This window comes from Streptomyces sp. NPDC020422, from assembly GCF_044386705.1.
Classification (GTDB): Bacteria; Actinomycetota; Actinomycetes; order Streptomycetales; family Streptomycetaceae; genus Streptomyces.
Window position 1 is genome coordinate 373,374 of record NZ_JBIRVJ010000009.1, and the last position, 24,139, is coordinate 397,512.

A 24,139-nucleotide genomic window follows, 5' to 3' on the forward strand; every position below is an offset into this window, starting at 1 on the left:
GAAATCGCCTGGTCTGTACCAGTACGGGACCCCGTCCTCGGGCCGGGAATCGGAACCTGGCCCCTTCGCGGCAAAGAAGTGCTCAAGAACATGGCAGGCTTGGCACATGGCGCAGATCAATCCCAGCATCCTGTCCGCGGACTTCGCCCGCCTCGCCGAGGAGGCGAAGGCGGTCGACGGGGCCGACTGGCTGCACGTCGACGTGATGGACAACCACTTCGTGCCCAACCTGACCCTGGGCGTGCCGGTGGTCGAGTCGCTCAGCCGGGCGACGGACACCCCGCTGGACTGCCACCTCATGATCGAGGACCCGGACCGCTGGGCCCCGCAGTACGTGGAGGCCGGCGCCGGGTCCGTCACCTTCCACGTCGAGGCGGCCGCCGCGCCGGTGCGGCTGGCGCGGGAGATCCGGGCCAAGGGGGCCAGGGCGTCGATGGCGCTCAAGCCGGCCACGCCCATCGAGCCGTACGAGGACCTGCTGCCCGAGCTGGACATGCTGCTGATCATGACGGTCGAGCCCGGCTTCGGCGGTCAGGCCTTCCTCGACATCATGCTGCCGAAGATCCGCCGCACCCGTGAGCTGATCTCCAAGCACGGTCTGGAGCTGTGGCTCCAGGTCGACGGCGGCGTCGCGGAGTCCACGATCGAGCGGTGTGCCGAGGCCGGAGCGGACGTCTTCGTCGCCGGTTCCGCCGTCTACGGCGCCGCCGACCCGGCCGCGGCGGTGCGCTCGCTGCGCGCCAAGGCGGACGCGGCGACGGCCTCGGCGGCCTGGGCGTGTGGCCACTGAGCCGCCGCGGGGCCTCCGGCACATGAACGCGGTCCGTCGGGCCGCCGACAGAACCGAACAGGACCCACCGGATCTGACAGGATGAACGGTGAGTCCGGATGTGAACGGCAGCGGGCACGGCACAGCGGCTGTGCGCCGGCAGTAGAAGCAGTGGCAGCAACGAAGAGCAGCACGTGAGCAGCCGTACGTGAACAGCAGTGAGGAGATCGCGGTGGCGGGTATGTCGGCGGGACGGTCAGCCCTGCGGATGGGACCCGCGGAGCTCGTGCAGGCGGCGGCCATGGCCCGCCGCTTCTACCTCGAGGGCAAGTCCAAGATCCAGATCGCCGAGGAGTTCGGCGTGAGCCGCTTCAAGGTGGCCCGGGTCCTGGAGACCGCCCTGGAGCGCGACCTCGTGCGCATCGAGATCCGCGTACCGGCGGAGCTGGACGCCGAGCGCTCCGACGCGCTCCGCGCCCGCTACGGGCTCCGCCACGCCGTCGTCGTCGAGTCGCCGGCGGAGGGCGAGGACGAGTCGCCCGACCCGGAGAACCTCGGCGAGGTCGCGGCGGACCTGCTCGGCGAGCTGGTCACCGAGGGGGACGTCCTGGGCCTGGCCTGGGGCCGCTCCACCATCCACATGGCGGCCGCCCTCGACCGGCTGCCGCCCTGCACCGTCGTCCAGCTCACCGGCGTGTACGACGCGGGGACGGCCGAGCGCGGCTCGGTCGAGGCGGTCCGGCGTGCCGCCCAGGTGTCCGGCGGCGAGGCGCACCCGATCTACGCGCCGATGCTGCTGCCCGACCCGGCCACCGCGGCCGCGCTGCGCAGCCAGACCGGGATCGCGCGGGCCTTCGAGTACTTCGACAAGGTGACGGTCGCCTGCGTCTCCATCGGCTCCTGGGAGCCGGGCATCTCGACCGTCCACGACATGCTCTCCGACGAGGAGCGCGCCCACTACGCCTCGCTGGGCGTCGCGGCGGAGATGTCCGCGCACCTCTTCGACAAGGACGGGCGCCGGGTCGGCCGCGACCTGGGCGAGCGCTGCATCACCGTCGAGGCGGACCGGCTGCGCCGGATCCCCGAGGTCGTCGCCATCGCCGGCGGCCAGCGCAAGGCGGCGGCGATCGGCGCGGTGCTCCGCTCGGGGCTCGTCACCAGCCTGGTGACGGACCGCTCGGCGGCCGACTACCTGCTCACCGAGTCCAGCCCCGGCCCCCGCCCGGCCCTGGACCGCGCGGACCCGGACGGCATCTGACGCGGACGGGCGGCGGCGGGCGGCGCCCGCCGGGCGCGCCCGCGCGGCGGCCCGGGCAGGGCGGTGGCAGCATCGGGGCATGATCCACCGCTTCGCCCGGCTCGGGCTCGCCCTCCTGGCCGGGCTCTCGCTGCTCCTCACGGGGCTGACGGGATGCTCCGGCGACCGTACCGCCCCGGGCGGCGACGCCCCGCCCTCCTCCCGCACCGCGGCCTCCACCGCCGCCCCGACGCGCACCGCGCCCTCCTCCGGCCTCCCCACCGTCCGCGAGGCCGAGCTGCCCCGCGAGGCCCGGCAGACCCTCGTCCTGATCAGGAGCGGCGGGCCCTTCCCGTACGCCAAGGACGGCGCGGTCTTCTCGAACTTCGAGCGCGTGCTGCCCCAGCGCAAGCGCGGGTACTACCACGAGTACACGGTCAGGACCCCGGGCGAACGCGACCGCGGCGCGCGGCGCATCGTCACCGGGCAACGGGGGGAGACGTACTACACGGACGACCACTACCAGAGCTTCCGGGAGGTGGTCAGCGATGAGGATCGATGACGCCGTCGTCCTCGACCTGCACGGGGTGACCGACAAGACGGCCTTCATGAACCGCTGTGTGCGCACCCTCCCGCTGCCGGTCTGGTTCGGGCGCAACTGGGACGCCCTCGCCGACTGCCTGGCCGATATGCGCGCACCCATGGCGATCGTGGTCGTCCACTGGCACGCTTATGCCGAGGCCGAACCGGACGAGTGGTCGACCGCCCAGGAAGTGTTCTCGGCGGCGGCCCGCGCCAGCTCCGCCGGCCTCACGGTCCTCCTCTCGCTGGGCGGCGACCCCGCCCTTTTGGAGGATCGGACAGACCGCCCCGCGCAAGGCTCGGACGATCCGCCCGCAGCGCCCGCGGCCCCCGCCGTGGGAGAATGAACTACGTGCTTTTTCCCCTGGCTGAAATGCCTAGGGGCCGATCCGAACGACTGGGATGTCAGCACGTGCGTTTCCTCAATGACGTCAAGCCGCCGTACGACCTCACGTACGACGATGTGTTCATGGTGCCGAGCCGCTCGGCCGTGGGTTCCCGCCAGGCCGTGGACCTCTCCTCGCCCGACGGGACCGGTACGACGATCCCGCTGGTCGTCGCCAACATGACCGCCATCGCCGGCCGCCGCATGGCCGAGACCGTCGCCCGCCGGGGCGGCCTGGTCGTCATCCCCCAGGACATCCCCATCGAGGTCGTCACCGACGTCATCGGCTGGGTCAAGAGCCGCCACCACGTCCTGGACACCCCGATCGTCCTGGAGCCCCACCAGACCGTCGCCGACGCCCTGTCGCTGCTGCCCAAGCGGGCGCACGACGCCGGTGTCGTCGTCGACGAGGACCGGCGCCCGATCGGTGTCGTCACCGACGCGGACCTCTCCGGCGTGGACCGCTTCACCCAGCTGTCCGAGGTCATGTCGAAGGACCTGCTGCTCCTCGACGCCGACATCGAGCCGCGCGAGGCCTTCAACACCCTCGACGCCGCCAACCGCCGCTACGCCCCGGCCGTCGACCGCGAGGGCAAGCTGGTCGGCATCCTGACCCGCAAGGGCGCCCTGCGCGCGACCCTCTACACCCCGGCCGTCGACGCCAAGGGCGGCCTGCGGATCGCCGCCGCCGTCGGCATCAACGGCGACGTGGCGGGCAAGGCCAAGCAGCTGCTCGACGCGGGCGTGGACACGCTCGTCATCGACACCGCGCACGGCCACCAGGAGTCGATGATCAGCGCGATCAAGACCGTCCGGGCGCTCGACCCGCAGGTCCCGATCGTGGCCGGCAACATCGTCGCCGCCGAGGGCGTCAGGGACCTCATCGAGGCCGGCGCGGACATCATCAAGGTCGGTGTGGGTCCCGGCGCCATGTGCACCACCCGCATGATGACCGGCGTGGGCCGCCCGCAGTTCTCCGCCGTCCTGGAGTGCGCCGCCGAGGCGAAGAAGTACGGCAAGCACGTCTGGGCCGACGGCGGTGTCCGGCACCCGCGCGACGTCGCCATGGCGCTCGCCGCCGGTGCCTCCAACGTCATGATCGGCTCCTGGTTCGCCGGGACCTACGAGTCCCCGGGCGACCTCCAGCACGACGCCAAGGGCCGCGCGTACAAGGAGTCCTTCGGCATGGCCTCGGCCCGCGCCGTCCGGAACCGCACGAGCGACGAGTCCGCCTACGACCGCGCCCGCAAGGCGCTGTTCGAGGAGGGCATCTCCACCTCGCGCATGTTCCTCGACCCGCAGCGTCCGGGCGTCGAGGACCTGATCGACTCGATCATCGCGGGTGTCCGCTCCTCCTGCACCTACGCCGGTGCCAGCTCGCTGGCCGAGTTCGAGGAGAAGGCCACCGTCGGCATCCAGTCCGCCGCCGGCTACGCCGAGGGCAAGCCGCTGCACGCCAGCTGGAGCTGATGCTCCCCGGCTCCTCAGAGCCGGCCGCGGGCCCCCGGGAGGACTCTCCCGGGGGCCCGCGGCGTTCCCCGGCCCACGAAACCCGCCGCCCGCAGCGCCCGCGCCACCGCCGCCGCGATCCTCCGGTGGCCCCGGTCGTTGGGGTGGAGGCCGTCGGCGAGGTCCTCGGGGCCCAGCAGCGGCCGGCCGGGCAGCAGGGCCAGCCGGGCGTCGCCGGCCGCCACGAGGTCGCGTACGGCCTCCTCCATCGCCGTCCGCAGCTCGGCGAGGGTGGCGCCCAGGGCGTTCCCCGTCCGCTCGGCCGCCGGGCGCAGCACGGGGGAGAGGAGCAGCAGCGGAGTACCGGGATGGCCGCGGCGGACCAGGGTGACGAAGGCGCGGGTGGTCTCGTAGAGAAGCGGGGCCGAACAGGGCACGGCGGCCCAGCAGTTGGTGCCGAAGGCGAGGGTGATCAGTTCGCCGGGGAGACGGGCGAGGTGCTCGGCGAGGGGGAGCTCGCCGCGCGCGCCGCCCGCGAAGCCGAGGTTGACCGGGTCGAGGCCGAGGGCCCGGCCGGCCGTCGCGGGCCAGGAGTGCGCGGGGCGGGTCGACCACCAGCCCTCGGTGATGGAGTCGCCGTGGACCAGCCAGCGGGGGCGCCGGGGCGCGGGCGCCAGCGCGCCGCCGAGCGGCCGCAGACCGCGCACGACCGGGGCCTGGCCCTCCGGCAGGTGGACCGCGAACTCGCCGCCCCGAGGCGGGAGGCCGATCCGTACGGAGCTCTCCGCGGCCGGCTCCGCGAAGACCTCGGCGAGGCAGCGCCGCCCCTGCCACAGCGCGAAGCCGTGCCGCAGCGCCCGCAACTCGTCCCCGGGGCGCGGGACCGCGGCCCGGTAGCGCAGTTCCACCGCCCGGGTGCCGGGCGCCGCCGTGAACTCGACCCGCACCCCGATGGGCAGCGCGGCCCGCTCGGTGATGTCCCAGGGGAGCCGTTGCAGGTCCCCGGGGTCGGCGCGCACCGGCCGGTCGCCGTCCAGCCAGGCCGTACCGCGAAGGAAGGGGGCGGGCTCCAGCCAGCTCACGAGAACCTCCGTTCAGGCGGGTGCAGCGTGGGTCATCCGGCCCGAGGAGTCAAGGCACGCGCACGGAGTCGGCGGATGCCCCCGATGTGTCGATTCATGCGGGGGAGCGCAATGTTTCCCCGTCTGCCACGGAAGCGCGCAATGATCATCCGGCACTGCGCAACAACCCTGCATTACGAGTGCGAAGCTCCAAGCCTTAGGCTCATGCCCCGTACCAGGAGTGGCGGCGACCGCCTGCTCGGCGGTTCCCCCTTCCCCCGTGGGCTGTCTCGGCATGCCCGCGCACCGCCGCGGTCCCCGCCTCATCGTCAGGCAGCGATAAGGAGCCCCCGCAGTGCTGGACCATGGCGCAGCCCCCCCGGTCGAGGAATCGACCGTCCGCAAGACCTCCGGGCTCTCCGCCCTCATCCGTCGCAAGCCGGTGGAAAGCCTGGTCGCCGAGGGTGGTCAGGGTGAGGGCGGCTCGCTCCGCCGCTCGCTCGGCATGTGGCAGCTGACGATGATCAGCATCGGTGCGACGCTCGGCACCGGCATCTTCGTCGTGCTCGGCTCCGCGGTCCCCAAGGCCGGTCCCGCCGTCACGCTGTCCTTCGTGATCGCCGGTCTCACGGCGCTCTTCTCGGCCCTCTCGTACGCCGAGCTGGCCGGCTCCATACCGGTCGCCGGTTCCTCGTACTCGTACGCGTACGCAACCATGGGCGAACTCGTCGCCTGGGTCTGCGGCTGGTGCCTGGTCCTGGAGTACGGCGTGTCCGTGGCCGCCGTGGCGGTCGGCTGGGGCGAGTACCTCAACGAGCTGCTCGACGGCACCATCGGCGTCACCATCCCCGACGTGCTGTCCTCGGCCCCCGGCGAGGGCGGCCTGATCAACCTGCCCGGCCTGATCGTCGTGCTGCTCGCCATGGTGTTCCTGCTCGGCGGCGCCCGTGAGTCCGCCGTGGTCAACACGATCATGGTCGTGGTGAAGATCGCCGCGCTGGTGCTCTTCTGCGCCATCGGCTTCATGGGCTTCAAGTCCGGCAACTACAAGGACTTCATGCCGCTCGGCATCGGTGGCGTCGGCGCCGCCAGCGCCAGCCTGTTCTTCTCCTACATCGGCTTCGACGCCGCCTCCACGGCCGGCGAGGAGGCCAAGGACCCCAAGCGCGACCTGCCGCGGGCGATCATGCTCTCGCTGCTCATCGTCACCGTCCTCTACGTCCTCGTCGCCGCGATCGCGGTCGGCGCCTGGCACTGGAAGGACTTCGAGGGCTCCGAGGCCACCCTCGCGGCGATCATGAACGACGTCACGGGCCAGACCTTCTGGGGCACGATGCTCGCCCTCGGCGCCGTCATCTCCATCGCCAGCGTCGTCCTGACCGTGCTCTACGGCCAGACCCGCATCCTCTTCGCGATGTCCCGCGACGGCCTCGTCCCGAAGGCCTTCGGCAAGGTCAGCGCGAAGACGGGCACCCCGCGCGTCAACACGGTGATCGTCTCCCTGTTCTGCGCCGCCCTCGCCTCCGTCATCCCGCTCGGCAAGCTCGTCGACGCGACCAGCATCGGCACCCTCTTCGCCTTCGGCCTCGTCAACATCGCGGTCATCGTGCTCCGCTACACCCGCCCCGACATGCCGCGCACCTTCAAGGTGGCGCTCGGCCCGGTCTTCCCGGTGCTCGGCTTCGTCTTCTGCGCGTACAACATGTTCAGCCTCGACGCCATCACCTGGGTGGTCTTCGGTTGCTGGATGGCCGCGGGACTCGTGTTCTACTTCCTGTACGGCATGCGCCGCTCCCGACTGGCATCAGCAGAGAAGTGATCCACCCGTAGTGCGACTCAACGACCTCGACGAACGCATCGTCCACGCCCTCGCGGAAGACGCCCGCCGCAGCTACGCCGACATCGGCTCGCTGGTCGGTCTGTCGGCCCCCGCGGTCAAGCGACGGGTGGACCGGCTCCGGGCCGAGGGCGCCATCACCGGCTTCACCGTACGGGTGGACCCGGCGGCGCTCGGCTGGGAGACGGAGGGGTTCGTCGAGATCTACTGCCGCCACAACACCTCGCCGGAGGACATCCGGCGGGGGTTGGAGCGGTATCCGGAGGTGGTGTCCGCGTCGACCGTCACCGGTGACGCGGACGCCGTCGTCCAGGTCTTCGCCTCCGACATGCGCCACTTCGAGCGCGTCCTGGAGCGCATCGCGGGCGAGCCCTTCGTGGAGCGCACCAAGTCCGTCCTGGTGCTCTCGCCGCTGCTGCGGCGCTTCTCCTCTGGCTCACCCGCGTGACCCGTCCGGCGGATCGGCCGGTGCGCTTCGCCACCTGGCCCTCCAGCGGGTCGTCCGAGGCCGCTCAGCCGTAGGCGGTGTCCTGAAGGTCCCGCCCGGCCCGGCCCTGCCCTCCGGGCAGACGGCGCTACGTTCCGGACGCGGCCCAGGGGCGTGTCCGCCGGATCAGGCCGGGCCGACGGGGCCCGGCCGGTCCCTGCCCCGCGCGGTGCCGTGGACGGAGTCACCCCCGTCACCTTCCCGTCCGTGACCATGAAGCCGAAGGCTTTCGGCAGGTCGACCGGACGCCCGCCGCCCTTCCGCCCCGCCCTTCCGCCCCGCCCCCTTCCGCCCCGCCCCACGCGCGGGCCCGCCCCACGCGCCGGGGCCGCCCCCCTTCCGCCCGGCCCCACGCGCCGGGGCCGCCCCACACGCCGGGGCCGCCCCCACGCCCCTGCCCCGCGCCACGCGCCGGGGTGGCCCTGCGTCGCGCCTCGGGGGAGCCGTACGCCCGCGGTCGCGGGGCCGCGCAACGAATCGTCGCCGCACCCGCCGATCGCGCAACGCTTCGACGGTCGGTCCGCAACGGTCTCGCCTTGTCCGCGGCGAGCGCGAAACCGTACCGTTTTTGACGTCTTCCCCTTGTATTCCGACCCCAGAGGATCGCTGATGGCCGCGCTGCGCACCGCCCTGCTCCAGAGCTCCGGTGAGCTCGGTGACGTGGCCGCCAACCTCAAGCTCCTCGACGAGGCCGCCGCCCGCGCGGCCGCCGCCGGCGCCGACGTGCTGCTCGCCCCCGAGCTCTTCCTCACCGGCTACGCCATCGGCGACGCCATCGCCCGGCTGGCCGAGCCGGCCGACGGCCCCTCCGCGAAGGCCGTCGCCGAGATCGCCGCCCGCCACGGCCTGGCCGTCGGCTACGGCTACCCGGAGCGCGACACCGAGCAGCACGGGGTCCTGTACAACTCCGCCCAGCTCATCGGCGCCGACGGGGCCGTGCTCGCGCACTACCGCAAGACCCACCTCTTCGGCGACTTCGAGCTCCAGTGGTTCACGCCCGGCGACCGGGCCGTCGTCCAGGCCCGGCTCGGCGGTCTCACGGTCGGCCTGATGATCTGCTACGACGTCGAGTTCCCCGAGAACGTACGGGCGCAGGCCCTGGCCGGCACGGACCTCCTCCTCGTGCCGACCGCGCTGATGCACCCCGCAGAGGTCGTCCCGCTGTCCGTCGTCCCGGTGCGCGCCTTCGAGAACCAGCTCTACATCGCGTACGCCAACCGGACCGGCCCCGAGGGAGACTTCGAGTTCGTCGGCCTGTCCACGCTCGCCGCCCCCGACGGCACCGCCCGGGTGCGCGCCGGACACGGCGAGGACCTGGTCTTCGGCGACGTCGACCCCGCCGCCCTGGCGGCCTCCCGCGAGCTCAACCCCTACCTCCGGGACCGGCGGCCGGGCCTCTACGGCTCCCTCGTGTGACCTGAGCCCCGAGCCCCCCCGCCCGTCCCGTCTGCCTCACCCTTTTCCGTGCAAGGAGTCCGTACCCCATGACGTCCACGGTGCCCAACGCCGTCCAGCACACCGACGCGCAGCCGCCGATCACCATGTTCGGTCCGGACTTCCCGTACGCCTACGACGACTTCCTGGCCCACCCGGCCGGGCTCGGCCAGGTACCCGCGACCGAGCACGGCACCGAGGTCGCCGTCATCGGCGGCGGTCTGTCCGGCATCATCGCCGCGTACGAGCTGATGAAGATGGGCCTCAAGCCCGTCGTCTACGAGGCCGACCAGATCGGCGGGCGGCTGCGCACCGTCGGTTTCGAGGGCACCGGCACCGACGAGCTGACCGCCGAGATGGGCGCGATGCGCTTCCCGCCGTCCTCCACGGCCTTCCAGCACTACATCGACCTGGTCGGCCTGGAGACCAAGCCCTTCCCGAACCCGCTGGCGCCCGACACCCCGTCGACCGTCGTCGACCTCAAGGGCGAGTCGCACTACGCCACCACCGTCGACGACCTGCCGCAGGTCTACCGCGACGTGATGAACGCGTGGAACGCCTGTCTGGAGGAGGGCGCCGACTTCTCCGACATGAACCGCGCCATGCGCGAGCGCGACGTCCCGCGGATCCGCGAGATCTGGGCGAAGCTCGTCGAGAAGCTCGACAACCAGACCTTCTACGGCTTCCTGTGCGAGTCGGAGTCCTTCAAGTCCTTCCGGCACCGCGAGATCTTCGGCCAGGTCGGCTTCGGCACCGGTGGCTGGGACACCGACTTCCCCAACTCCATCCTCGAGATCCTCCGGGTCGTCTACACCGAGGCCGACGACCACCACCGCGGCATCGTCGGCGGCTCGCAGCAGCTGCCGCTGCGCCTGTGGGAGCGCGAGCCGGAGAAGATCGTCCACTGGGCGCCGGGCACCTCGCTGAAGTCCCTGCACGACGGCGAGCCCAAGCCGGCCGTCACCCGGCTGCACCGCACCGCCGGCAACCGGATCACGGTCACCGACGCGTCCGGCGACATCCGCACGTACCGGGCGGCGATCTTCACCGCCCAGTCCTGGATGCTGCTCTCCAAGATCTCCTGCGACGACACGCTCTTCCCGATCGACCACTGGACGGCGATCGAGCGCACCCACTACATGGAGTCGTCCAAGCTCTTCGTCCCCGTCGACCGCCCGTTCTGGCTCGACAAGGACGAGACGACCGGCCGTGACGTCATGTCGATGACGCTCACCGACCGGATGACCCGCGGCACCTACCTCCTGGACGACGGCCCGGACAAGCCGGCCGTCATCTGCCTCTCGTACACGTGGTGCGACGACAGCCTCAAGTGGCTGCCGCTCTCCGCCAACGAGCGGATGGAGGTCATGCTGAAGTCGCTCGGCGAGATCTACCCGAACGTCGACATCCGCAAGCACATCATCGGCAACCCGGTGACCGTGTCCTGGGAGAACGAGCCCTACTTCATGGGCGCGTTCAAGGCCAACCTGCCGGGCCACTACCGCTACCAGCGGCGCCTGTTCACCCACTTCATGCAGGACCGGCTGCCCGAGGACAAGCGGGGCATCTTCCTCGCAGGCGACGACATCTCCTGGACGGCCGGCTGGGCCGAGGGCGCGGTGCAGACGGCGCTCAACGCGGTCTGGGGCGTGATGCACCACTTCGGCGGCGCGACCGACGCCACCAACCCGGGTCCGGGCGACGTGTACGACGAGATCGCCCCGATCGAGCTGCCGGAGGACTGAGCTCCCCGGTGATCAGGGCCGGTCGAGCGGGGTGAGCAGCATCCGCCCGACCAGGCCCACCGACCGGTCGAGGCGTTCGGTGAACTCCTCGGCCAGGTCGGGCAGCCGCCGCAGCTGCCACAGCGAGCGGGCGGCGAGCCAGGCCCCGTCGCGGGCCCGGTCCAGGCTCCAGCAGCCGAGCAGATGCGTCAGCGGGTCCGCGACCTCCAGGAGGTCCGGGCCCGGCATCAGTTCCTCCCGGATGCGCTCCTCGAGCAGTACGAGGATGTCGCCGACCCGGTCGAACTCGTCCTCCAGGTCCGCGGGCGCGCACTCCAGGGTCCGGCAGGTGTCGACCACGGCGAGGGCCAGGTCGTGGCCGATGTGCGCGTTGATGCCGGCGAGCGCGAACTGCAGGGGCCGTACGCCGGGGTGGCGGCGGTAGTGGAAGAGCGGGCGCCAGCAGGCGGGGGCCCGGGCGCCGGCGGCGACGGCCTCGACGACCGCGAGATAGCGCTGGGCGAACCGTACGTCCAGGGTGGCGGCGGCCCGCCGGTCGGCGAAGGTGCCCGCCTCGATGGCGTGGCCGATCTCCTCGGTGACGGTCAGATAGACCCGGTTGAACACCGCGACCCCGTCGGCCGGGTGCCAGGCCGCGCGGAAGGCCCGCATCCGGTCCACCACGGGGTCGACGGCGGTGAAGGGCCCGACGGGGAGCTGCTGCGTCTGCGCCATGGGTGCAGCGTGGCAGCCGGGGGACCGGACGGGGGCGTTCCGCCGCCCGGCTTCCCCAGAACGGGCGAATCGGCTACTGCTTGGCGGCCTTCTCGTCGCCGGACGTGCCCTCGTAGGAGCTGGTGCCGGAGTCGAGGAGCGGCTCCTGCTGCTTGAGGTGGGCCGGGGCGAAGGCGCGCAGCACGTGGTAGCCGGTGATGACGACGATCGTGCCCAGGGCGATCCCGCCGAGCTCGAAGGTGTCGGTGAAGGTGAGCTTCACCCCGCCGACGCCGATGATGATGCCGGCCGCGGCGGGCACCAGGTTGAGCGGGTTGCGCAGGTCGACCTTGGCGTTGATCCAGATCTGGGCGCCGAGCAGGCCGATCATGCCGTAGAGGATCACGGTGATGCCGCCGAGGACACCGCCGGGGATCGCGGCCACGACCGCGCCGAACTTGGGGCACAGGCCGAAGAGCAGCGCGAAGCCGGCCGCGGCCCAGTAGGCGGCGGTGGAGTAGACGCGGGTGGCTGCCATGACGCCGATGTTCTCGGAGTACGTGGTGTTCGGCGGGCCGCCGACGGCGGTGGAGAGCATGGAGGCGGCGCCGTCCGCGGCGATCGCGGTGCCGAGCTTGTCGTCCAGCGAGTCGCCGGTCATCTCGCCGACGGCCTTGACGTGTCCGGCGTTCTCGGCGATCAGCGCGATGACCACCGGCAGGGCCACGAGGATCGCGGACCACTCGAAGCTGGGGCCGTGGAGGGTGGGCAGGCCGATCCAGTCGGCCTGGGAGACGCCGGAGAGGTCGAGCCGCCAGTGGTCGGTCACCTGGCCGCTCGGGGACACCGAGTGGATCTTGCCGAAGACCAGGTCGAAGACCCAGGAGATCGCATAGCCGAAGATCAGGCCGAGGAAGATCGCGATCCGCGACCAGAAGCCGCGCAGACAGACCACCGCGAGGCCGGTGAAGAGCATCACGAGCAGGGCCGTCCACTGGTCCTGCGGCCAGTACGTGGAGGCCGTGACCGGGGCCAGGTTGAAGCCGATCAGCATGACCACGGCGCCGGTGACCACCGGGGGCATCGCCGCGTGGATGATCCGCGCGCCGAACCTGCGCACCGCGAGGCCCGCCAGGAACAGCACCGCGCCGACCACGAACACCGCGCCGGTCACGGTGGCGCTGGTGCCGCCGGAGGCCCGGATCGCGGCGGCGACGCCCACGAAGGAGAGCGAGCAGCCGAGGTACGAGGGGACGGTGCCCCGGGTGGCGAGCAGGAAGATCACGGTCGCGACGCCGGACATCATGATCGCGAGGTTCGGGTCGAGCCCCATGAGCACCGGCGCCACGAACGAGGCGCCGAACATCGCGACCACGTGCTGGGCGCCGAGCCCGACCGTCCTGGGCCACGACAGCCGCTCGTCCGGCCGGACGACGGCCCCCGGAGCGGGGGTCCTCCCGTCGCCGTGCAGGGTCCAGCGCACGCCGAGACTCATGTGGTCGCTCCCGTTCTCATGGGGCCGTGGCCGATTCGAGGCCGTCGAATATCAGCCGTCATGGTAGTGGGCCGCAGGTCAGCGGACCCCTTCCGTGGCGTCGGCCTGCGCCGCCCCGGCCCTGGTCCGGGTCCCCGTCCGCAGCACCCCGGCGCCGAGGACCAGACCGAACGCCAGCAGGGTGACGAGGCCGAAGGAGAGGACCAGGGAGGTGGCGTTCGCGATGCCGCCGATCGCCGAGGGGGCGATGAGCCCCGAGGTGTACGTGATGGTGGCGACGCCCGCGATGGCCTGGCTGGGGTTCGGGCCGCTGCGCCCGGCGGCGGCGAAGGCGAGCGGGACGACCACCGCGACGCCGAGCCCGATCAGTCCGAATCCCGCCATCGCCAGGGCCGCGTGCGGGGCGGTGACCACGAGCAGCCCGCCGAGCGTGGCGGCGAGACCCCCGGCCCGTACGGTGCGCACCGCGCCGAAACGGTCCACGACCCGGTCGCCGGCCAGTCGCGCGACGGCCATGGTCAGCGCGAAGGCGGTGGTGGAGGCGGCGGCCAGGCCGGCCGATGTGCCCAGCTCGTCCTTGAGGTAGACCGCGGACCAGTCGAGGCTGGCCCCTTCGGCGAAGACCGCGCAGAAGCCGATGGCGCCGATCACCAGGGCGGACCTGGGGGGCAGTGCGAAGCGCGGGGGCGCCTCCTCCTCGGGGGCGCTGCGCAGGTCGAGGACGCCCTGGCAGAAGAACAGGCCGAGGGCGGTGAGGACCAGGGCGGCGATCAGGTGGTGCAGCCGCGCGTCGCCGCCGAGGTGGGCGGCGAGGGTGCCGGCCGCGGAGCCGAGCAGGGCGCCCGCGCTCCACATGCCGTGCAGGCTCGACATGATCGAGCGGCCGAGCCGGGTCTCGACCTCGACGCCGAGGGCGTTCATGGCCACGTCGGACATGCCCGCGGTGGCCCCGTAGACGAGGAGCGCGGCGCACAGCCCGTAGACGTTCGGGGCGAGCGAGGGCAGGGTCAGGGAGAGCGTCCACAGGGTGAGCAGCCCGCGCAGTGCGGTGCGGGCGCCGAAGCGGTGGCTGATCGCCCCGGCCAGCGGCATCGCCAGGGAGGCGCCGATCGCGGGGAAGGCGAGGGCGAGCCCGAGCTGTCCCGCGCTGACGCCGCTGTGCTCCTGGATCCAGGGGATGCGGGTGGCGAAGCTGCCGGTGACCGCGCCGTGCACGCAGAAGACGGCGGCGACGGCGAAGCGGGCGCGCCGCAGCCGTTCCGTGCCGAGTGCTTCCATTCCTGTTCCCTCCCCGGGGTTCGTGTCTGCGCCGTAAACTATCAGGAACCCTGCCTGATAAATAGTGAACGGCGATCGGCCCCCGGCAGGCATCTGAGAGGATCACCGCATGGCCGCATCCCCGAGCACCGCCCGGGCCATCAACGACCGGCTCGCCCTGCGCCTGCTCCAGGACGAGGGCCCGTTGACGGCGACCCAGCTCAAGACTCTCACCGGACTCTCCCGCCCCACCGTCGCCGACCTCGTCGAACGGCTCAGCGGCTCCGGACTCGTCCAGGTCGTCGGCGAGGCGGGCGCCGAGCGCCGCGGCCCCAACGCCAAGCTGTACGGGATCGTGGCCGACCGCGCCCATCTCGCCGCCCTCGACGTGCGCACCCGGTCCGTGGCGGTCACCGTCACCGATCTGCTCGGCGCCACGCTGGCCGAGGCCGCCGCGCCCGTGGGCGACCACGTCGGCACGGGTCACGCCGTGGAGAAGGCCGTCACGCTCCTGGAGCGGACCGCGAAGGAGGCCGGCGCCGACCGGCTCCACACCGTCGCCGTCGGCGCGCCCGGCCTCATCGACCCGGCCACCGGCGAACTGCGCGACTCCACCGGACTGCCCGCCTGGCACCGCCGCCTCATCGACACCCTCCAGGAGCGGCTCCCCGCCGAGGTCCTGGTCGAGAACGAGACCAACCTCGCGGCCGTCGCCGAACTGCGCGAGGGCGCGGCCCGCGACCGCGACGACTTCGTCCTGCTCTGGCTCGGCCAGGGGGTCGGCGCCGCGGTCGTCCTGGACGGCAGGCTGCGCCGCGGGGCCTCCGGCGGCGCCGGGGAGATCGGCTTCCTGCCCGTGCCCGGCACCTCGGGGCTGCCGTCGGCCTTCGGCTGCGACGGCGGCTTCCACGAGCTGGCGTGTGTCGCCGCCGTCGAGGCCCTGGCCGTGGCCCACGGCCTCGACCCGGCGACGGCGCTCGCCTCGGGACACGGCCCCTTCCTCGACGCCCTCGCCCACCGCCTCGCGATCGGCGCGGCGGCCGTGGCCTCCGTCCTCGACCCGGGCTGTGTGGTCCTGGCCGGCGAGACCGGCCATCAGGGCGGCCCGGAGCTCGCCGCCCGCGTCGAGGCCGCGCTCGGCACGCTCTCGCCGCTGCGCACCGAGGTGCGTGCCACCGCGCTCGGGGACACGGCGGTCCTGCGGGGCGCCCTCCTGCGGGCCCGCGACGCGGCCCAGGACGTGCTCTTCCCGTAGCGGCCCCTGGGAACGCGCCGGCGCCGCGCCCCGGACAGGGGGACGCGGCGCGGGCGGGAGGCCCGGCGGCGGCAAGGGCCGTGAGCGCGCCGCCGGGGGTTTATCGGGGGGGCAGGGGGTGCCGGCTAGCAGGCGCCCTGGTCCTTCCAGACGCCCCACTCGCCGGTCGTGCCCGGCTCCTCGTTCTGCGTCCACCACTGGGCCTTCCACGTGTGTCCCTTGTGGGAGACGAGGTTGCCCGCGTTGTAGACCGTGCCGGCCACGTACGCCGGGGCGGTGCAGGTGCCGCCCGTGGGGGTCGGGGTCGGAGTCGGCGACGTGGTGCCGGTCGGGGTCGGCGTCGGCGTGGGCGTGGTCGGCGTCGGGGTCGGCGTCGGCGTCGAGCCGCCGGGCTCCACGACGGTCGTGCCGCGCGCCAGGTCGCCGGCGAGGGCGTACGCGGTGCCGTTGATGTTCACCGTCCAGTTCGACGGGGTCGAGACCGGCAGGTAGTAGTTGAACGCCACGTCCACGGTCGCGCCGGGGGCCAGCGACTGCCAGGCCGGAAGCTTCAGGGAGACCCGGTGGAAGTCGCCCTTCAGGCCGCCCACGTTGCTGCCCGTGTGGTCGCTGCTGATCACCTTGGTGCCGAAGCCGGACTGGTCGGAGGCGTTGTTCGGAGCCGAGGTCGCGTAGTCGAACTGGAACTCCGTGCCGCCCGGCAGCGTCGTCTGCGTGTTGTTGGTGATCTTGACCTTCGGCGTGATCGGGTAGTTGGAGTCGCCCAGTTTGAACTCGGTGAACTCCACGCCCACGTTGACGGCCTTGGTCGGCAGCGCGGCGTTGGACTTCTTCGCGCCGTACGGGGTCGCCGCCTTGAACTTGTCGTACATCAGCGAGGTGAGCGTGGAGCCCATCTCGTACTGGCCCTTGCCGGCGTTCCAGGCGTAGTCGCCCGCCATCTCCCAGACCATGGTGCCGCCGATGCCGCGGCTGACCACGTAGTCGGCCTTGGCGGCCACGGACTGCTCGTCCTCGGTCGAGAGGAAGACCTTCTTCTGGGCGTTCCACAGCCACGGGGCGACCAGCGTGGAGTCGTACTTGCGGGCGTAGGTGCCGGTCAGCGTGGTGTTCGCGGGGAAGCCGTACGAGGTGACGTAGTCGCCGACGATCCCCTTCTCCAGGTTCTTGGCGTGCCACATGGGGTTGGAACCGGCGGGCGACTCCTGCCCGTTGGTGTCCTTGTCGTGCCACAGGTTGTCGATGCCGGAGGCGCCGTCACCGCACTTGGTCAGGCCGGAGCCGGCCGGGCAGGTGGTCGCGGAGGCCTTGCCCCACAGACCGTCGGTGCCGCCCTGCACGTTCTTGTGGCCGCGGGTGTAGTAGGGCAGGCCGATGTTGATCCGGCCGGCCGGCATCGAGCCGCGGAAGTAGTGGTAGGCCCAGTCGGTGTTGAGGTAGCCGATGGAGCCGTACTGCGAGGAGCCGTAGACGTTGGCGGCGGCCAGCTCGGCGTCCTTGCCGTCGTCGAAGAGCGAGGCGTTGGGGCCGACGTACTCGTTCCAGGCGCCGTGCAGGTCGTAGGACATGATGTTGACGTAGTCCAGGTACTTCTGCATCTGGAACGTCTCCATGCCGCGCAGCAGATAGCCCGAGGAGGGCGCGGCGACGGTCAGCATGTAGTGCTTGCCGTCGGTGGCGCCGGCCCGGTCGAGCTTCTCGCGCAGGGACTTCATCAGCGCGGCGTAACCCTGGACGAGGCCCGCGCGGCGCCCGTTGGAGAGCTGCCAGTCGAGCGGGTTGCCGGCGTCCTTCATCGTCGTCGGGTACTCGTAGTCGATGTCGACGCCGTTGAAGCCGTACTTCCGGATGAAGTCGACGGCGGAGTTCGCGAACGTGTCGATCCCGGCCTGGTTGACCGACCCGTCGGCGTTGGTGGCCATCGAGTAGAAGCCGCCGGAGTTCACCCGGGCGCCGCTGTCGTCGAAGTAGCCGCCGGTCTCCGCCCAGCCGCCGACCGAGATCAGCGTCTTGACGTTCGGGTGCTGCTTCTTGAACTTGTTGAGGAGGTTGAAGTGGCCCTTGTAGGCGTACGCCGGGTCCATCTCGGCGCCCGCGACACCGGGCCAGGTCATCCCGGTGGCCGCGTTGTTCGGCCCGTCCGTGCCGACGGACAGTTTGTTGTCGCTGCCGATGTGGCCGAAGGCGTAGTTGATGTGGGTGATCTTGTCCCACGGGATGTCCTTGGCGAGGTACGCGGGCTCGCCGTTCTTCCCGGTGCGCCAGCCGGTGAAGTAGCCGATGACCCGGCGCTGGTGGTCCGCGCCCATCTTCTCGCGGCCCTCGGTGTCGTAGACCGAGCAGTACGGGACGTCGACGCCGGGCGTCTTGTAGAGGCCGTCGGGGCGACAGGACTCGTTGTCGGCCGCGTACGAGACGCCGCCGGAGGCGAGGGAGCTGATCAGCAGTCCGGCGACGGCGGCGCCGGAAGCGAGCAGCGAGGCCCTCTTCTTCGTGGGGGACAACACGATCGGTTCCTCCTGGGGAGGTTCAAGAAACACAACGAACAAGGGGGTGGGTCGTGTTGGGCCCGTGGAGTGCGCACTGCCGGCGGGCCGTACCTCGGAGGTGACACGGAGATTAAGAGGACTAGACCAGTGCGTCAATAGGTCTGGACCAACGAAGGATTCCGTGGGATGCTCATGCCAGGTTGTGAGTCAGCCCACAGGGCCCGGTCTTCTGGCCGGATCCCGGCCGTGGCACACTGGCCCTGTATCAGCAGCAGCGCACTCCGGGGTCGGTGTAATTCCGAACCGGCGGTATAGTCCGCGACCCGTCCGCAGCCAGCGGCCGGTTGACCAGGTGAAATTCCTGGACCGACGGTGAAAGTCCGGATGGGAGGCAGTGCGCGGCGGGTGACCCCTCGGACGAGGGGTGTGCCGGCCGTACGTCCGCTGGTCGCCGTATCGACAGATCGGCGTACCGGGGATCCGGCCTCGGCGCACCCTGCGCGAGGCGTCCTACCCGCTCTCTGTCGTCATCGACAGGCCCCGGAGTCCGTGCCCGAAGAGGCAGGAGGACCCGGTGGCCACGCCCGCCGACATCACCGCCATGCGGCGCGCCCTCGCGCTGGCCGCCCGCGGTCTCGGCTCCACCAGCCCCAACCCCGTCGTCGGCTGCGTCATCACCGACGCCTCCGGCCACCAGGTCGGCGAGGGCTGGCACCAGCGCGCCGGCGGCCCGCACGCCGAGGTCCACGCCCTGCGCCAGGCAGGCGCCCTCGCCCGCGGCGGCACCGCCTACGTCACCCTCGAACCCTGCAACCACACCGGCCGCACCGGCCCCTGCGCCCAGGCGCTGATCGAGGCCGGGATCAGCCGGGTCGTGTACGCGGTCGGCGACCCGAACCCGCAGGCCACCGGCGGTGCCGACACCCTCCGGCAGGCCGGCGTCGAGGTCCGGCAGGGCCTGCTGGAAGACGAGGCCGAAGCCGGGAACATCGCCTGGCTCACCTCCGTGCGCCTCGGCCGCCCCTTCGTCCGCTGGAAGTACGCCGCCACCCTCGACGGCCGGATCGCCGCCGCCGACGGCACCTCCCGCTGGATCAGCTCCCCCGAGTCCCGCGCCGACGTCCACCGGCTGCGCGCCGAGGCGGACGCCGTCGTCGTCGGCTCCGGCACCGCCCGCGCCGACGACCCCCATCTGGCCGTACGCGGCATCGAAGGCGCCGAGCAGCCGCTGCGGGTCGTCGTCGACACCGAGGCCACCGCCGTCAAGCTCGGCGCCCGGGTCCTGGACGCCGCCGCGCCCACCCTGATCGCCGTCGCCGAGGACGCCGAGACCAGCCTCCCGGACGTCCTCCGGCTGCCCAGGGCGGCCGGAGGCGGCCTGGCCGTCGACGCCCTCCTGGACGCCCTCCACACCCGGGGCGTCCGCTCCGTCCTCCTCGAAGGCGGCCCCACCCTCGCGGGCGCCTTCGTCGCCGCGGGCGCCGTCGACCAGGTCGTCGGCTATCTCGCCCCGGTCCTCCTCGGCGCGGGCCCCGCGGCCCTCGCCGACGCCGGAATCGGCACCATCGCCGAAGCGTTGCGGCTCCACGTCACCGACACCGCGCGCATCGGATCCGACCTCCGCATCACCGCCGTCCCCACCACCAAGGGAGCCTGACCGTGTTCACCGGAATCGTCGAAGAGCTGGGCGAGGTCGTCGCCGTCGAGCAGCTGGCGGACGCCTCCCGCTTCCGGCTGCGCGGCCCCCTGGTCACGCAGGACGCCAAGCACGGCGACTCCATCGCGGTCAACGGCGTCTGTCTCACCGTCGTCGAGCACGGCGACGGCGAGTTCACCGCCGACGTGATGGCCGAGACCCTCAAGCGCTCCTCGCTCGGCGCCCTGGAGGTCGGCTCCCGGGTCAACCTGGAGCGCCCCATGGCCGTCGGCGACCGCCTCGGCGGCCACATCGTCCAGGGCCACGTCGACGGCACCGGCACCGTCCTGGAGCGCACCCCCTCCGAGCACTGGGAGATCGTCAAGGTCGGGCTGCCCGCCCACCTCTCCCGCTACGTCGTCGAGAAGGGCTCCATCACGGTCGACGGCGTCAGCCTCACCGTCGTCGAGGCCGCGGCCGACTACTTCACCATCAGCCTCATCCCCACCACCCTCGCCCTGACCACGCTCGGCATCAAGCAGCCCGGCGCCCCGGTCAACCTCGAGGTCGACGTCATCGCCAAGTACGTCGAGCGCCTGCTCGGCCCGAACGCTCAGGAGAACGTCAAGTGAACTGGCTCAACTCCGAGGCGTTCAGCGCCTTCGGCCAGCACATCATGTGGTCCGACATGATCGGCAACACGATCGGCCTGATAGCCCTGGCCCTCGGCTGGCGCCGCTCCGTCCTCACCTGGCCCGCCCAGCTGCTCTCCGGCGTCATCCTCGTCGGCGCCTACGCCTCCGCCCACCTCAGCGGCGGCGTCGGCAAGCAGCTCCTCGTCATCGGCGTGGCCGTCTGGGGCTGGCGCCAGTGGAGCCGCGGCCGGCAGCAGGCCCAGGACGGCTCCATCGCCGTCCGCTTCGCCACCTGGAAGGAGCGCGGCCTCCTCCTCGGCGGCGCGGCCCTCGGCACCCTCGCCGTCGGCGGCCTCTTCACCCTCTACCCGTCGCTCTCCTGGAGCCCGTGGGCCGACGCGTACATCTTCGTCGGCACCCTCGTCGCGATGGTCGCCCAGGCCCGCGGCCTCGTCGAGTTCTGGTTCGCCTGGCTCCTCGTCGACCTGGTCGGCGTGCCGCTCGCCTTCAACAGCGGCCTCGCCTTCTCCGGCCTCGTCTACGTCATCTACTTCGCCCTCGTCATCTGGGGCATGCGCGACTGGTGGCTCCGGACGCGCACCGCCCCCGCTCTGGAAGGAGCCCACGCATGAGTGCGCTGCCTCTCTGGGACGCCACCGATCTCGCCCTCGACCCCGTCGAGCAGGCCATCCGCGACATCGCCGCGGGCCGGCCCGTCGTCGTCGTGGACGACGAGGACCGCGAGAACGAGGGCGACCTGGTCATCGCCGCCGAGAAGGCCACCCCCGAGGTCGTCGCCTTCATGATGAGCGAGTGCCGCGGGCTGATCTGCGCCCCCATGGAGGGGGAGGAGCTGGAGCGCCTCCGGCTGCCGCAGATGGTCGACCACAACACCGAGTCGATGAAGACCGCCTTCACCGTCTCCGTCGACGCGGCCCCCGCCCACGGCGTCACCACCGGCATCTCGGCCGCCGACCGCGCCACCACCCTGCGCATGCTGGCCGCCGGCACGTACGAGCCCGGCGACTTCGTCCGCCCCGGCCACATCTTCCCGCTGCGCGCCAAGCCCGGCGGCGTCCTCGTCCGCAACGGACACACCGAGGCCGCCGTCGACCTCGCCCGGCTCGCCGGACTGCGCCCGGCCGGCGCGATCGTCGAGATCGCCGGCGAGGACGGCGTCATGCTGCGGCTGCCCGAGCTGATCCCCTTCGCCCGCAAGCACGGCCTGACGATCATCTCCATCGAGGACCTGATCGCCTACCGCCGCTCCGCCGAGCCGACCGTGCGCCGCGAGGCCGAGGTCCAGCTGCCCACCGCGCACGGCGAGTTCACCGCGTACGGCTACCGCTCCATCGTCGACGGCGTCGAGCACGTCGCCCTCGTCCACGGCGACCTCGGCGACGGCGCGGACGTCCTGGTCCGCGTCCACTCCGAGTGCCTCACCGGCGACATCTTCCACTCGCTGCGCTGCGACTGCGGCCCCCAGCTGCAGGCCTCCATGGACCGCATCACCGAGGCCGGCCGCGGAGTCGTCGTCTATCTGCGGGGCCACGAGGGCCGCGGCATCGGCCTGCTGTCCAAGCTGCGCGCGTACGAGCTGCAGGAGCGCGGCCGCGACACCCTCGACGCCAACCTGGAGCTCGGGCTGCCCGCCGACGCCCGCGACTACGCGGCCGGCGCGCAGATCCTCGTCGACCTCGGCGTCCGCAGCCTGCGGCTGATGACCAACAACCCCGACAAGATCGACGCCCTCACCCGGCACGGCCTCACCGTCGAGGGCCGCGAGCCCATGCCGGTCACGGCGGGCGAGCACAACCTCCGCTATCTGCGCACCAAGCGCGACCGGATGGGCCACGACCTGCCCTGGCTGGACGGCACCGCCGCCTCCACCTGCGACAACCAGTAATCCCGCACGTACGACCGTAAACCGGCAAGGAGAAACATGAGCGGCAAGGGCGCACCCGTCCTCAGCGTGAAGAACTGCGGCGACCTCCGGGTCGCGGTCATCGCGGCCCAGTGGCACGAGAAGATCATGGACGGTCTCGTCGACGGCGCCCTGCGGGCCCTCGGCGAGCTCGGCATCGAGGAGCCCACCCTGCTCCGCGTCCCCGGCAGCTTCGAGCTCCCGGTGGTGGCGAAGGTGCTCGCCGGTCGCGGCTACGATGCCATCGTGGCGCTCGGCGTCGTCATCCGCGGCGGAACGCCGCACTTCGAGTACGTGTGCCAGGGCGTCACCCACGGCCTCACCCAGGTCTCGATCGACACCGGCGTACCCGTCGGATTCGGCGTCCTGACCGTCGACAACGAGGAGCAGGCCCTGGACCGGGCCGGCCTCGAGGGATCCTCCGAGGACAAGGGCCACGAGGCCGTCACCGCCGCCGTCGCCACCGCGACCACGCTGCGGACGGTCAGCGAACCCTGGCGCTGAGTGGCACCTTCGCACCCCGTACCCTTAGGACATCATGGCGAACAAAACCTTCGAAGAGCTCTTCGCCGAGCTCAAGCTCAAGGCCGAGACCGGCGACCCGGCGACCTCCCGCACCGCGGAACTGGTCGGCAAGGGCGTCCATGCCATCGGCAAGAAGGTCGTCGAAGAGGCCGCCGAGGTCTGGATGGCCGCCGAGTACGAGGGCAAGGAAGCCGCCGCCGAGGAGATCTCGCAGCTGCTGTACCACGTCCAGGTGATGATGGTCGCCCGCGGGATCTCGCTCGACGACGTCTACTCGCATCTCTGAGCACAGCGCACCCGAAACCCCGAACACCCCTGAAGAACACCTGAGGCAAAGGAAGCCCGTCCCATGCTGCGCATCGCCGTCCCCAACAAGGGTTCTCTCTCCGGACCTGCGATGGAGATGCTCCATGAGGCGGGCTACCGGCAGCGCAAGGAGTCCAAGGAACTCGTCACCGTCGACCCGGACAACGAGGTGGAGTTCTTCTACCTCCGCCCGAAGGACATCGCGATCTACGTGGCGTCCGGCCGGCTCGACATCGGCATCACCGGCCGCGACCTGCTCCTGGACTCGGGCGCCAACGCCGAGGAGATCCTGCCGCTGAACTTCGGCCGGTCCACCTTCCGCTACGCCACCCGCCCGGGCACCGCGAACGGCCCCGAGGACTTCCAGGGGATGACGATCGCCACCTCCTACGAGGGCATCGTCGCCAAGCACCTCGCCGAGCAGGGCGTCGACGCCTCCGTCGTGCACCTCGACGGCGCCGTCGAGACCGCGATCCAGCTGGGCGTCGCCCAGATCATCGCGGACGTCGTCGAGACCGGCACCAGCCTGCGCAACGCGGGCCTTGAGGTCATCGGCGAGCCGATCCTCACCTCCGAGGCCACCGTCATCCGCCGCACCGGCGCCCCGGCCGACGACCCGAAGGTCCAGCAGTTCCTGCGCCGCCTCCAGGGCGTCCTCGTGGCCCGCTCGTACGTGATGATGGACTACGACTGCCGCGCCGAGCACCTGGAGCAGGCCGTCGCCCTCACCCCCGGCCTCGAGTCGCCCACCGTCTCGCCGCTGCACAACGAGGGCTGGGTCGCCGTCCGCGCCATGGTCCCCGCCAAGGAGGCGCAGAAGGTCATGGACGACCTGTACGAGCTGGGCGCCCGGGCCATCCTCACCACGGCCATCCACGCCTGCCGCCTCTGACCCCGTCCCGCCCGCGGGCGGGACGCCCCCCGCCCGCAGGAATCGC

The 24,139-nt window shown here is 72.0% G+C and carries 22 protein-coding genes and 1 riboswitch; of the genes, 17 read left to right on the top strand and 5 right to left on the bottom strand.

Features of this window, described 5'->3' with window-relative positions; translation table 11 throughout:
- Positions 1-106: 106 nt before the first annotated feature.
- The 5 genes from rpe (at position 107) to ACH414_RS25875 (ending at position 4,443) form a co-directional block, all read left to right on the top strand.
- Positions 107-790: a ribulose-phosphate 3-epimerase gene (rpe, locus tag ACH414_RS25855; RefSeq protein ID WP_382548176.1), complete on the top strand. Its 684-nt coding sequence runs from the start codon at positions 107-109 to the stop codon at positions 788-790.
- Between the two features lie 187 nt (positions 791-977).
- Positions 978-2,027: a sugar-binding transcriptional regulator gene (locus ACH414_RS25860; RefSeq protein ID WP_382548174.1), complete on the top strand. Its 1,050-nt coding sequence runs from the start codon at positions 978-980 to the stop codon at positions 2,025-2,027.
- A gap of 79 nt (positions 2,028-2,106) precedes the next feature.
- A complete protein-coding gene (locus tag ACH414_RS25865) occupies positions 2,107-2,568 on the top strand; it encodes a ribonuclease domain-containing protein (protein ID WP_382548172.1) in 462 nt (153 codons plus the stop codon).
- Positions 2,555-2,935 carry a barstar family protein gene (locus ACH414_RS25870; protein WP_382548170.1) on the top strand — a complete coding sequence of 127 codons (381 nt, stop codon included), beginning with the start codon at positions 2,555-2,557 and terminating at the stop codon, positions 2,933-2,935. The genes ACH414_RS25865 and ACH414_RS25870 overlap by 14 nt, the downstream gene beginning before the upstream one ends.
- Positions 2,936-3,000: 65 nt before the next feature.
- Positions 3,001-4,443: a GuaB1 family IMP dehydrogenase-related protein gene (locus ACH414_RS25875; protein WP_382548168.1), complete on the top strand. Its 1,443-nt coding sequence runs from the start codon at positions 3,001-3,003 to the stop codon at positions 4,441-4,443.
- 14 nt (positions 4,444-4,457) lie between these two features.
- Here the strand turns inward: ACH414_RS25875 and ACH414_RS25880 are convergent, their stop codons facing one another.
- Positions 4,458-5,504: a GDSL-type esterase/lipase family protein gene (locus tag ACH414_RS25880; RefSeq protein WP_398943503.1), complete on the bottom strand. Its 1,047-nt coding sequence runs from the start codon at positions 5,502-5,504 to the stop codon at positions 4,458-4,460.
- A 334-nt stretch (positions 5,505-5,838) separates the two neighbouring features.
- Here ACH414_RS25880 and ACH414_RS25885 point away from each other — a divergent pair, with 334 nt between their 5' ends.
- The 4 genes from ACH414_RS25885 (at position 5,839) to ACH414_RS25900 (ending at position 10,986) form a co-directional block, all read left to right on the top strand.
- Positions 5,839-7,302, top strand: a complete 1,464-nt coding sequence (locus ACH414_RS25885; protein ID WP_382548164.1) for an amino acid permease — start codon at positions 5,839-5,841, stop codon at positions 7,300-7,302.
- Positions 7,303-7,312: 10 nt separating this feature from the next.
- Complete coding sequence (locus ACH414_RS25890; RefSeq protein ID WP_030691274.1) at positions 7,313-7,768, top strand: Lrp/AsnC family transcriptional regulator; 456 nt, start codon at positions 7,313-7,315, stop codon at positions 7,766-7,768.
- Positions 7,769-8,416: 648 nt separating this feature from the next.
- The gene (locus tag ACH414_RS25895; protein ID WP_398943506.1) at positions 8,417-9,223 is read left to right on the top strand and encodes a carbon-nitrogen hydrolase family protein; all 807 of its coding nucleotides are present in this window, start codon (positions 8,417-8,419) and stop codon (positions 9,221-9,223) included.
- 68 nt (positions 9,224-9,291) lie between these two features.
- A complete protein-coding gene (locus tag ACH414_RS25900; protein ID WP_382548160.1) occupies positions 9,292-10,986 on the top strand; it encodes a flavin monoamine oxidase family protein in 1,695 nt (564 codons plus the stop codon).
- A 12-nt stretch (positions 10,987-10,998) separates the two neighbouring features.
- On the opposite strand, the gene ACH414_RS25905 is transcribed toward ACH414_RS25900, so the two are convergent.
- The 3 genes from ACH414_RS25905 to ACH414_RS25915 all read right to left on the bottom strand — a co-directional run bounded on the left by ACH414_RS25905 (position 10,999) and on the right by ACH414_RS25915 (position 14,452).
- Positions 10,999-11,700, bottom strand: a complete 702-nt coding sequence (locus ACH414_RS25905) for a DUF5995 family protein (protein ID WP_382548158.1) — start codon at positions 11,698-11,700, stop codon at positions 10,999-11,001.
- Between the two features lie 73 nt (positions 11,701-11,773).
- Positions 11,774-13,174 (bottom strand): uracil-xanthine permease family protein, encoded by a 1,401-nt coding sequence (locus tag ACH414_RS25910; protein ID WP_386568617.1) that lies wholly within the window; start codon positions 13,172-13,174, stop codon positions 11,774-11,776.
- 78 nt (positions 13,175-13,252) lie between these two features.
- Positions 13,253-14,452, bottom strand: coding sequence for an MFS transporter (locus ACH414_RS25915; protein WP_382548154.1), 1,200 nt, complete (start codon positions 14,450-14,452; stop codon positions 13,253-13,255).
- 109 nt (positions 14,453-14,561) lie between these two features.
- Here ACH414_RS25915 and ACH414_RS25920 point away from each other — a divergent pair, with 109 nt between their 5' ends.
- Entirely contained in the window at positions 14,562-15,686 is a 1,125-nt protein-coding gene (locus ACH414_RS25920; protein WP_382548152.1) for an ROK family transcriptional regulator, read from the top strand.
- Positions 15,687-15,811: 125 nt separating this feature from the next.
- Here the strand turns inward: ACH414_RS25920 and ACH414_RS25925 are convergent, their stop codons facing one another.
- A complete protein-coding gene (locus ACH414_RS25925; protein WP_382548150.1) occupies positions 15,812-18,193 on the bottom strand; it encodes a chitinase C-terminal domain-containing protein in 2,382 nt (793 codons plus the stop codon).
- Between the two features lie 254 nt (positions 18,194-18,447).
- Positions 18,448-18,577, top strand: a riboswitch (FMN riboswitch).
- 172 nt (positions 18,578-18,749) lie between these two features.
- Between ACH414_RS25925 and ribD the strand changes: the two genes are divergently transcribed.
- The 7 genes from ribD (at position 18,750) to hisG (ending at position 24,093) form a co-directional block, all read left to right on the top strand.
- A complete protein-coding gene (ribD, locus tag ACH414_RS25930; protein ID WP_398943509.1) occupies positions 18,750-19,832 on the top strand; it encodes a bifunctional diaminohydroxyphosphoribosylaminopyrimidine deaminase/5-amino-6-(5-phosphoribosylamino)uracil reductase RibD in 1,083 nt (360 codons plus the stop codon).
- 2 nt (positions 19,833-19,834) lie between these two features.
- Entirely contained in the window at positions 19,835-20,443 is a 609-nt protein-coding gene (locus ACH414_RS25935) for a riboflavin synthase (protein ID WP_382548146.1), read from the top strand.
- A gap of 44 nt (positions 20,444-20,487) precedes the next feature.
- Positions 20,488-21,078 carry a nicotinamide riboside transporter PnuC gene (locus tag ACH414_RS25940; protein ID WP_382548212.1) on the top strand — a complete coding sequence of 197 codons (591 nt, stop codon included), beginning with the start codon at positions 20,488-20,490 and terminating at the stop codon, positions 21,076-21,078.
- The gene (locus ACH414_RS25945) at positions 21,075-22,352 is read left to right on the top strand and encodes a bifunctional 3,4-dihydroxy-2-butanone-4-phosphate synthase/GTP cyclohydrolase II (protein WP_382548144.1); all 1,278 of its coding nucleotides are present in this window, start codon (positions 21,075-21,077) and stop codon (positions 22,350-22,352) included. The genes ACH414_RS25940 and ACH414_RS25945 overlap by 4 nt, the downstream gene beginning before the upstream one ends.
- 36 nt (positions 22,353-22,388) lie before the next feature.
- Positions 22,389-22,874 (top strand): 6,7-dimethyl-8-ribityllumazine synthase, encoded by a 486-nt coding sequence (gene ribH / locus ACH414_RS25950; protein ID WP_382548142.1) that lies wholly within the window; start codon positions 22,389-22,391, stop codon positions 22,872-22,874.
- 34 nt (positions 22,875-22,908) lie between these two features.
- The gene (locus ACH414_RS25955) at positions 22,909-23,181 is read left to right on the top strand and encodes a phosphoribosyl-ATP diphosphatase (RefSeq protein WP_046907435.1); all 273 of its coding nucleotides are present in this window, start codon (positions 22,909-22,911) and stop codon (positions 23,179-23,181) included.
- Between the two features lie 63 nt (positions 23,182-23,244).
- A complete protein-coding gene (hisG, locus tag ACH414_RS25960) occupies positions 23,245-24,093 on the top strand; it encodes an ATP phosphoribosyltransferase (protein ID WP_398943511.1) in 849 nt (282 codons plus the stop codon).
- Positions 24,094-24,139: the final 46 nt, after the last annotated feature.

Excerpts from the sequence above, each read along its gene's own strand:
- rpe (WP_382548176.1), top strand. The coding sequence starts at position 107 with ATGGCGCAGATCAATCCCAGCATCCTGTCCGCGGACTTCGCCCGCCTC.
- ACH414_RS25865 (WP_382548172.1), top strand. The coding sequence starts at position 2,107 with ATGATCCACCGCTTCGCCCGGCTCGGGCTCGCCCTCCTGGCCGGGCTC.
- ACH414_RS25870 (WP_382548170.1), top strand. The coding sequence starts at position 2,555 with ATGAGGATCGATGACGCCGTCGTCCTCGACCTGCACGGGGTGACCGAC.
- ACH414_RS25895 (WP_398943506.1), top strand. The coding sequence starts at position 8,417 with ATGGCCGCGCTGCGCACCGCCCTGCTCCAGAGCTCCGGTGAGCTCGGT.
- ACH414_RS25900 (WP_382548160.1), top strand. The coding sequence starts at position 9,292 with ATGACGTCCACGGTGCCCAACGCCGTCCAGCACACCGACGCGCAGCCG.
- ACH414_RS25905 (WP_382548158.1), bottom strand. The coding sequence starts at position 11,700 with ATGGCGCAGACGCAGCAGCTCCCCGTCGGGCCCTTCACCGCCGTCGAC.
- ACH414_RS25910 (WP_386568617.1), bottom strand. The coding sequence starts at position 13,174 with ATGAGTCTCGGCGTGCGCTGGACCCTGCACGGCGACGGGAGGACCCCC.
- ACH414_RS25915 (WP_382548154.1), bottom strand. The coding sequence starts at position 14,452 with ATGGAAGCACTCGGCACGGAACGGCTGCGGCGCGCCCGCTTCGCCGTC.
- ACH414_RS25920 (WP_382548152.1), top strand. The coding sequence starts at position 14,562 with ATGGCCGCATCCCCGAGCACCGCCCGGGCCATCAACGACCGGCTCGCC.
- ACH414_RS25940 (WP_382548212.1), top strand. The coding sequence starts at position 20,488 with ATGTGGTCCGACATGATCGGCAACACGATCGGCCTGATAGCCCTGGCC.
- ACH414_RS25945 (WP_382548144.1), top strand. The coding sequence starts at position 21,075 with ATGAGTGCGCTGCCTCTCTGGGACGCCACCGATCTCGCCCTCGACCCC.
- ribH (WP_382548142.1), top strand. The coding sequence starts at position 22,389 with ATGAGCGGCAAGGGCGCACCCGTCCTCAGCGTGAAGAACTGCGGCGAC.
- ACH414_RS25955 (WP_046907435.1), top strand. The coding sequence starts at position 22,909 with ATGGCGAACAAAACCTTCGAAGAGCTCTTCGCCGAGCTCAAGCTCAAG.
- hisG (WP_398943511.1), top strand. The coding sequence starts at position 23,245 with ATGCTGCGCATCGCCGTCCCCAACAAGGGTTCTCTCTCCGGACCTGCG.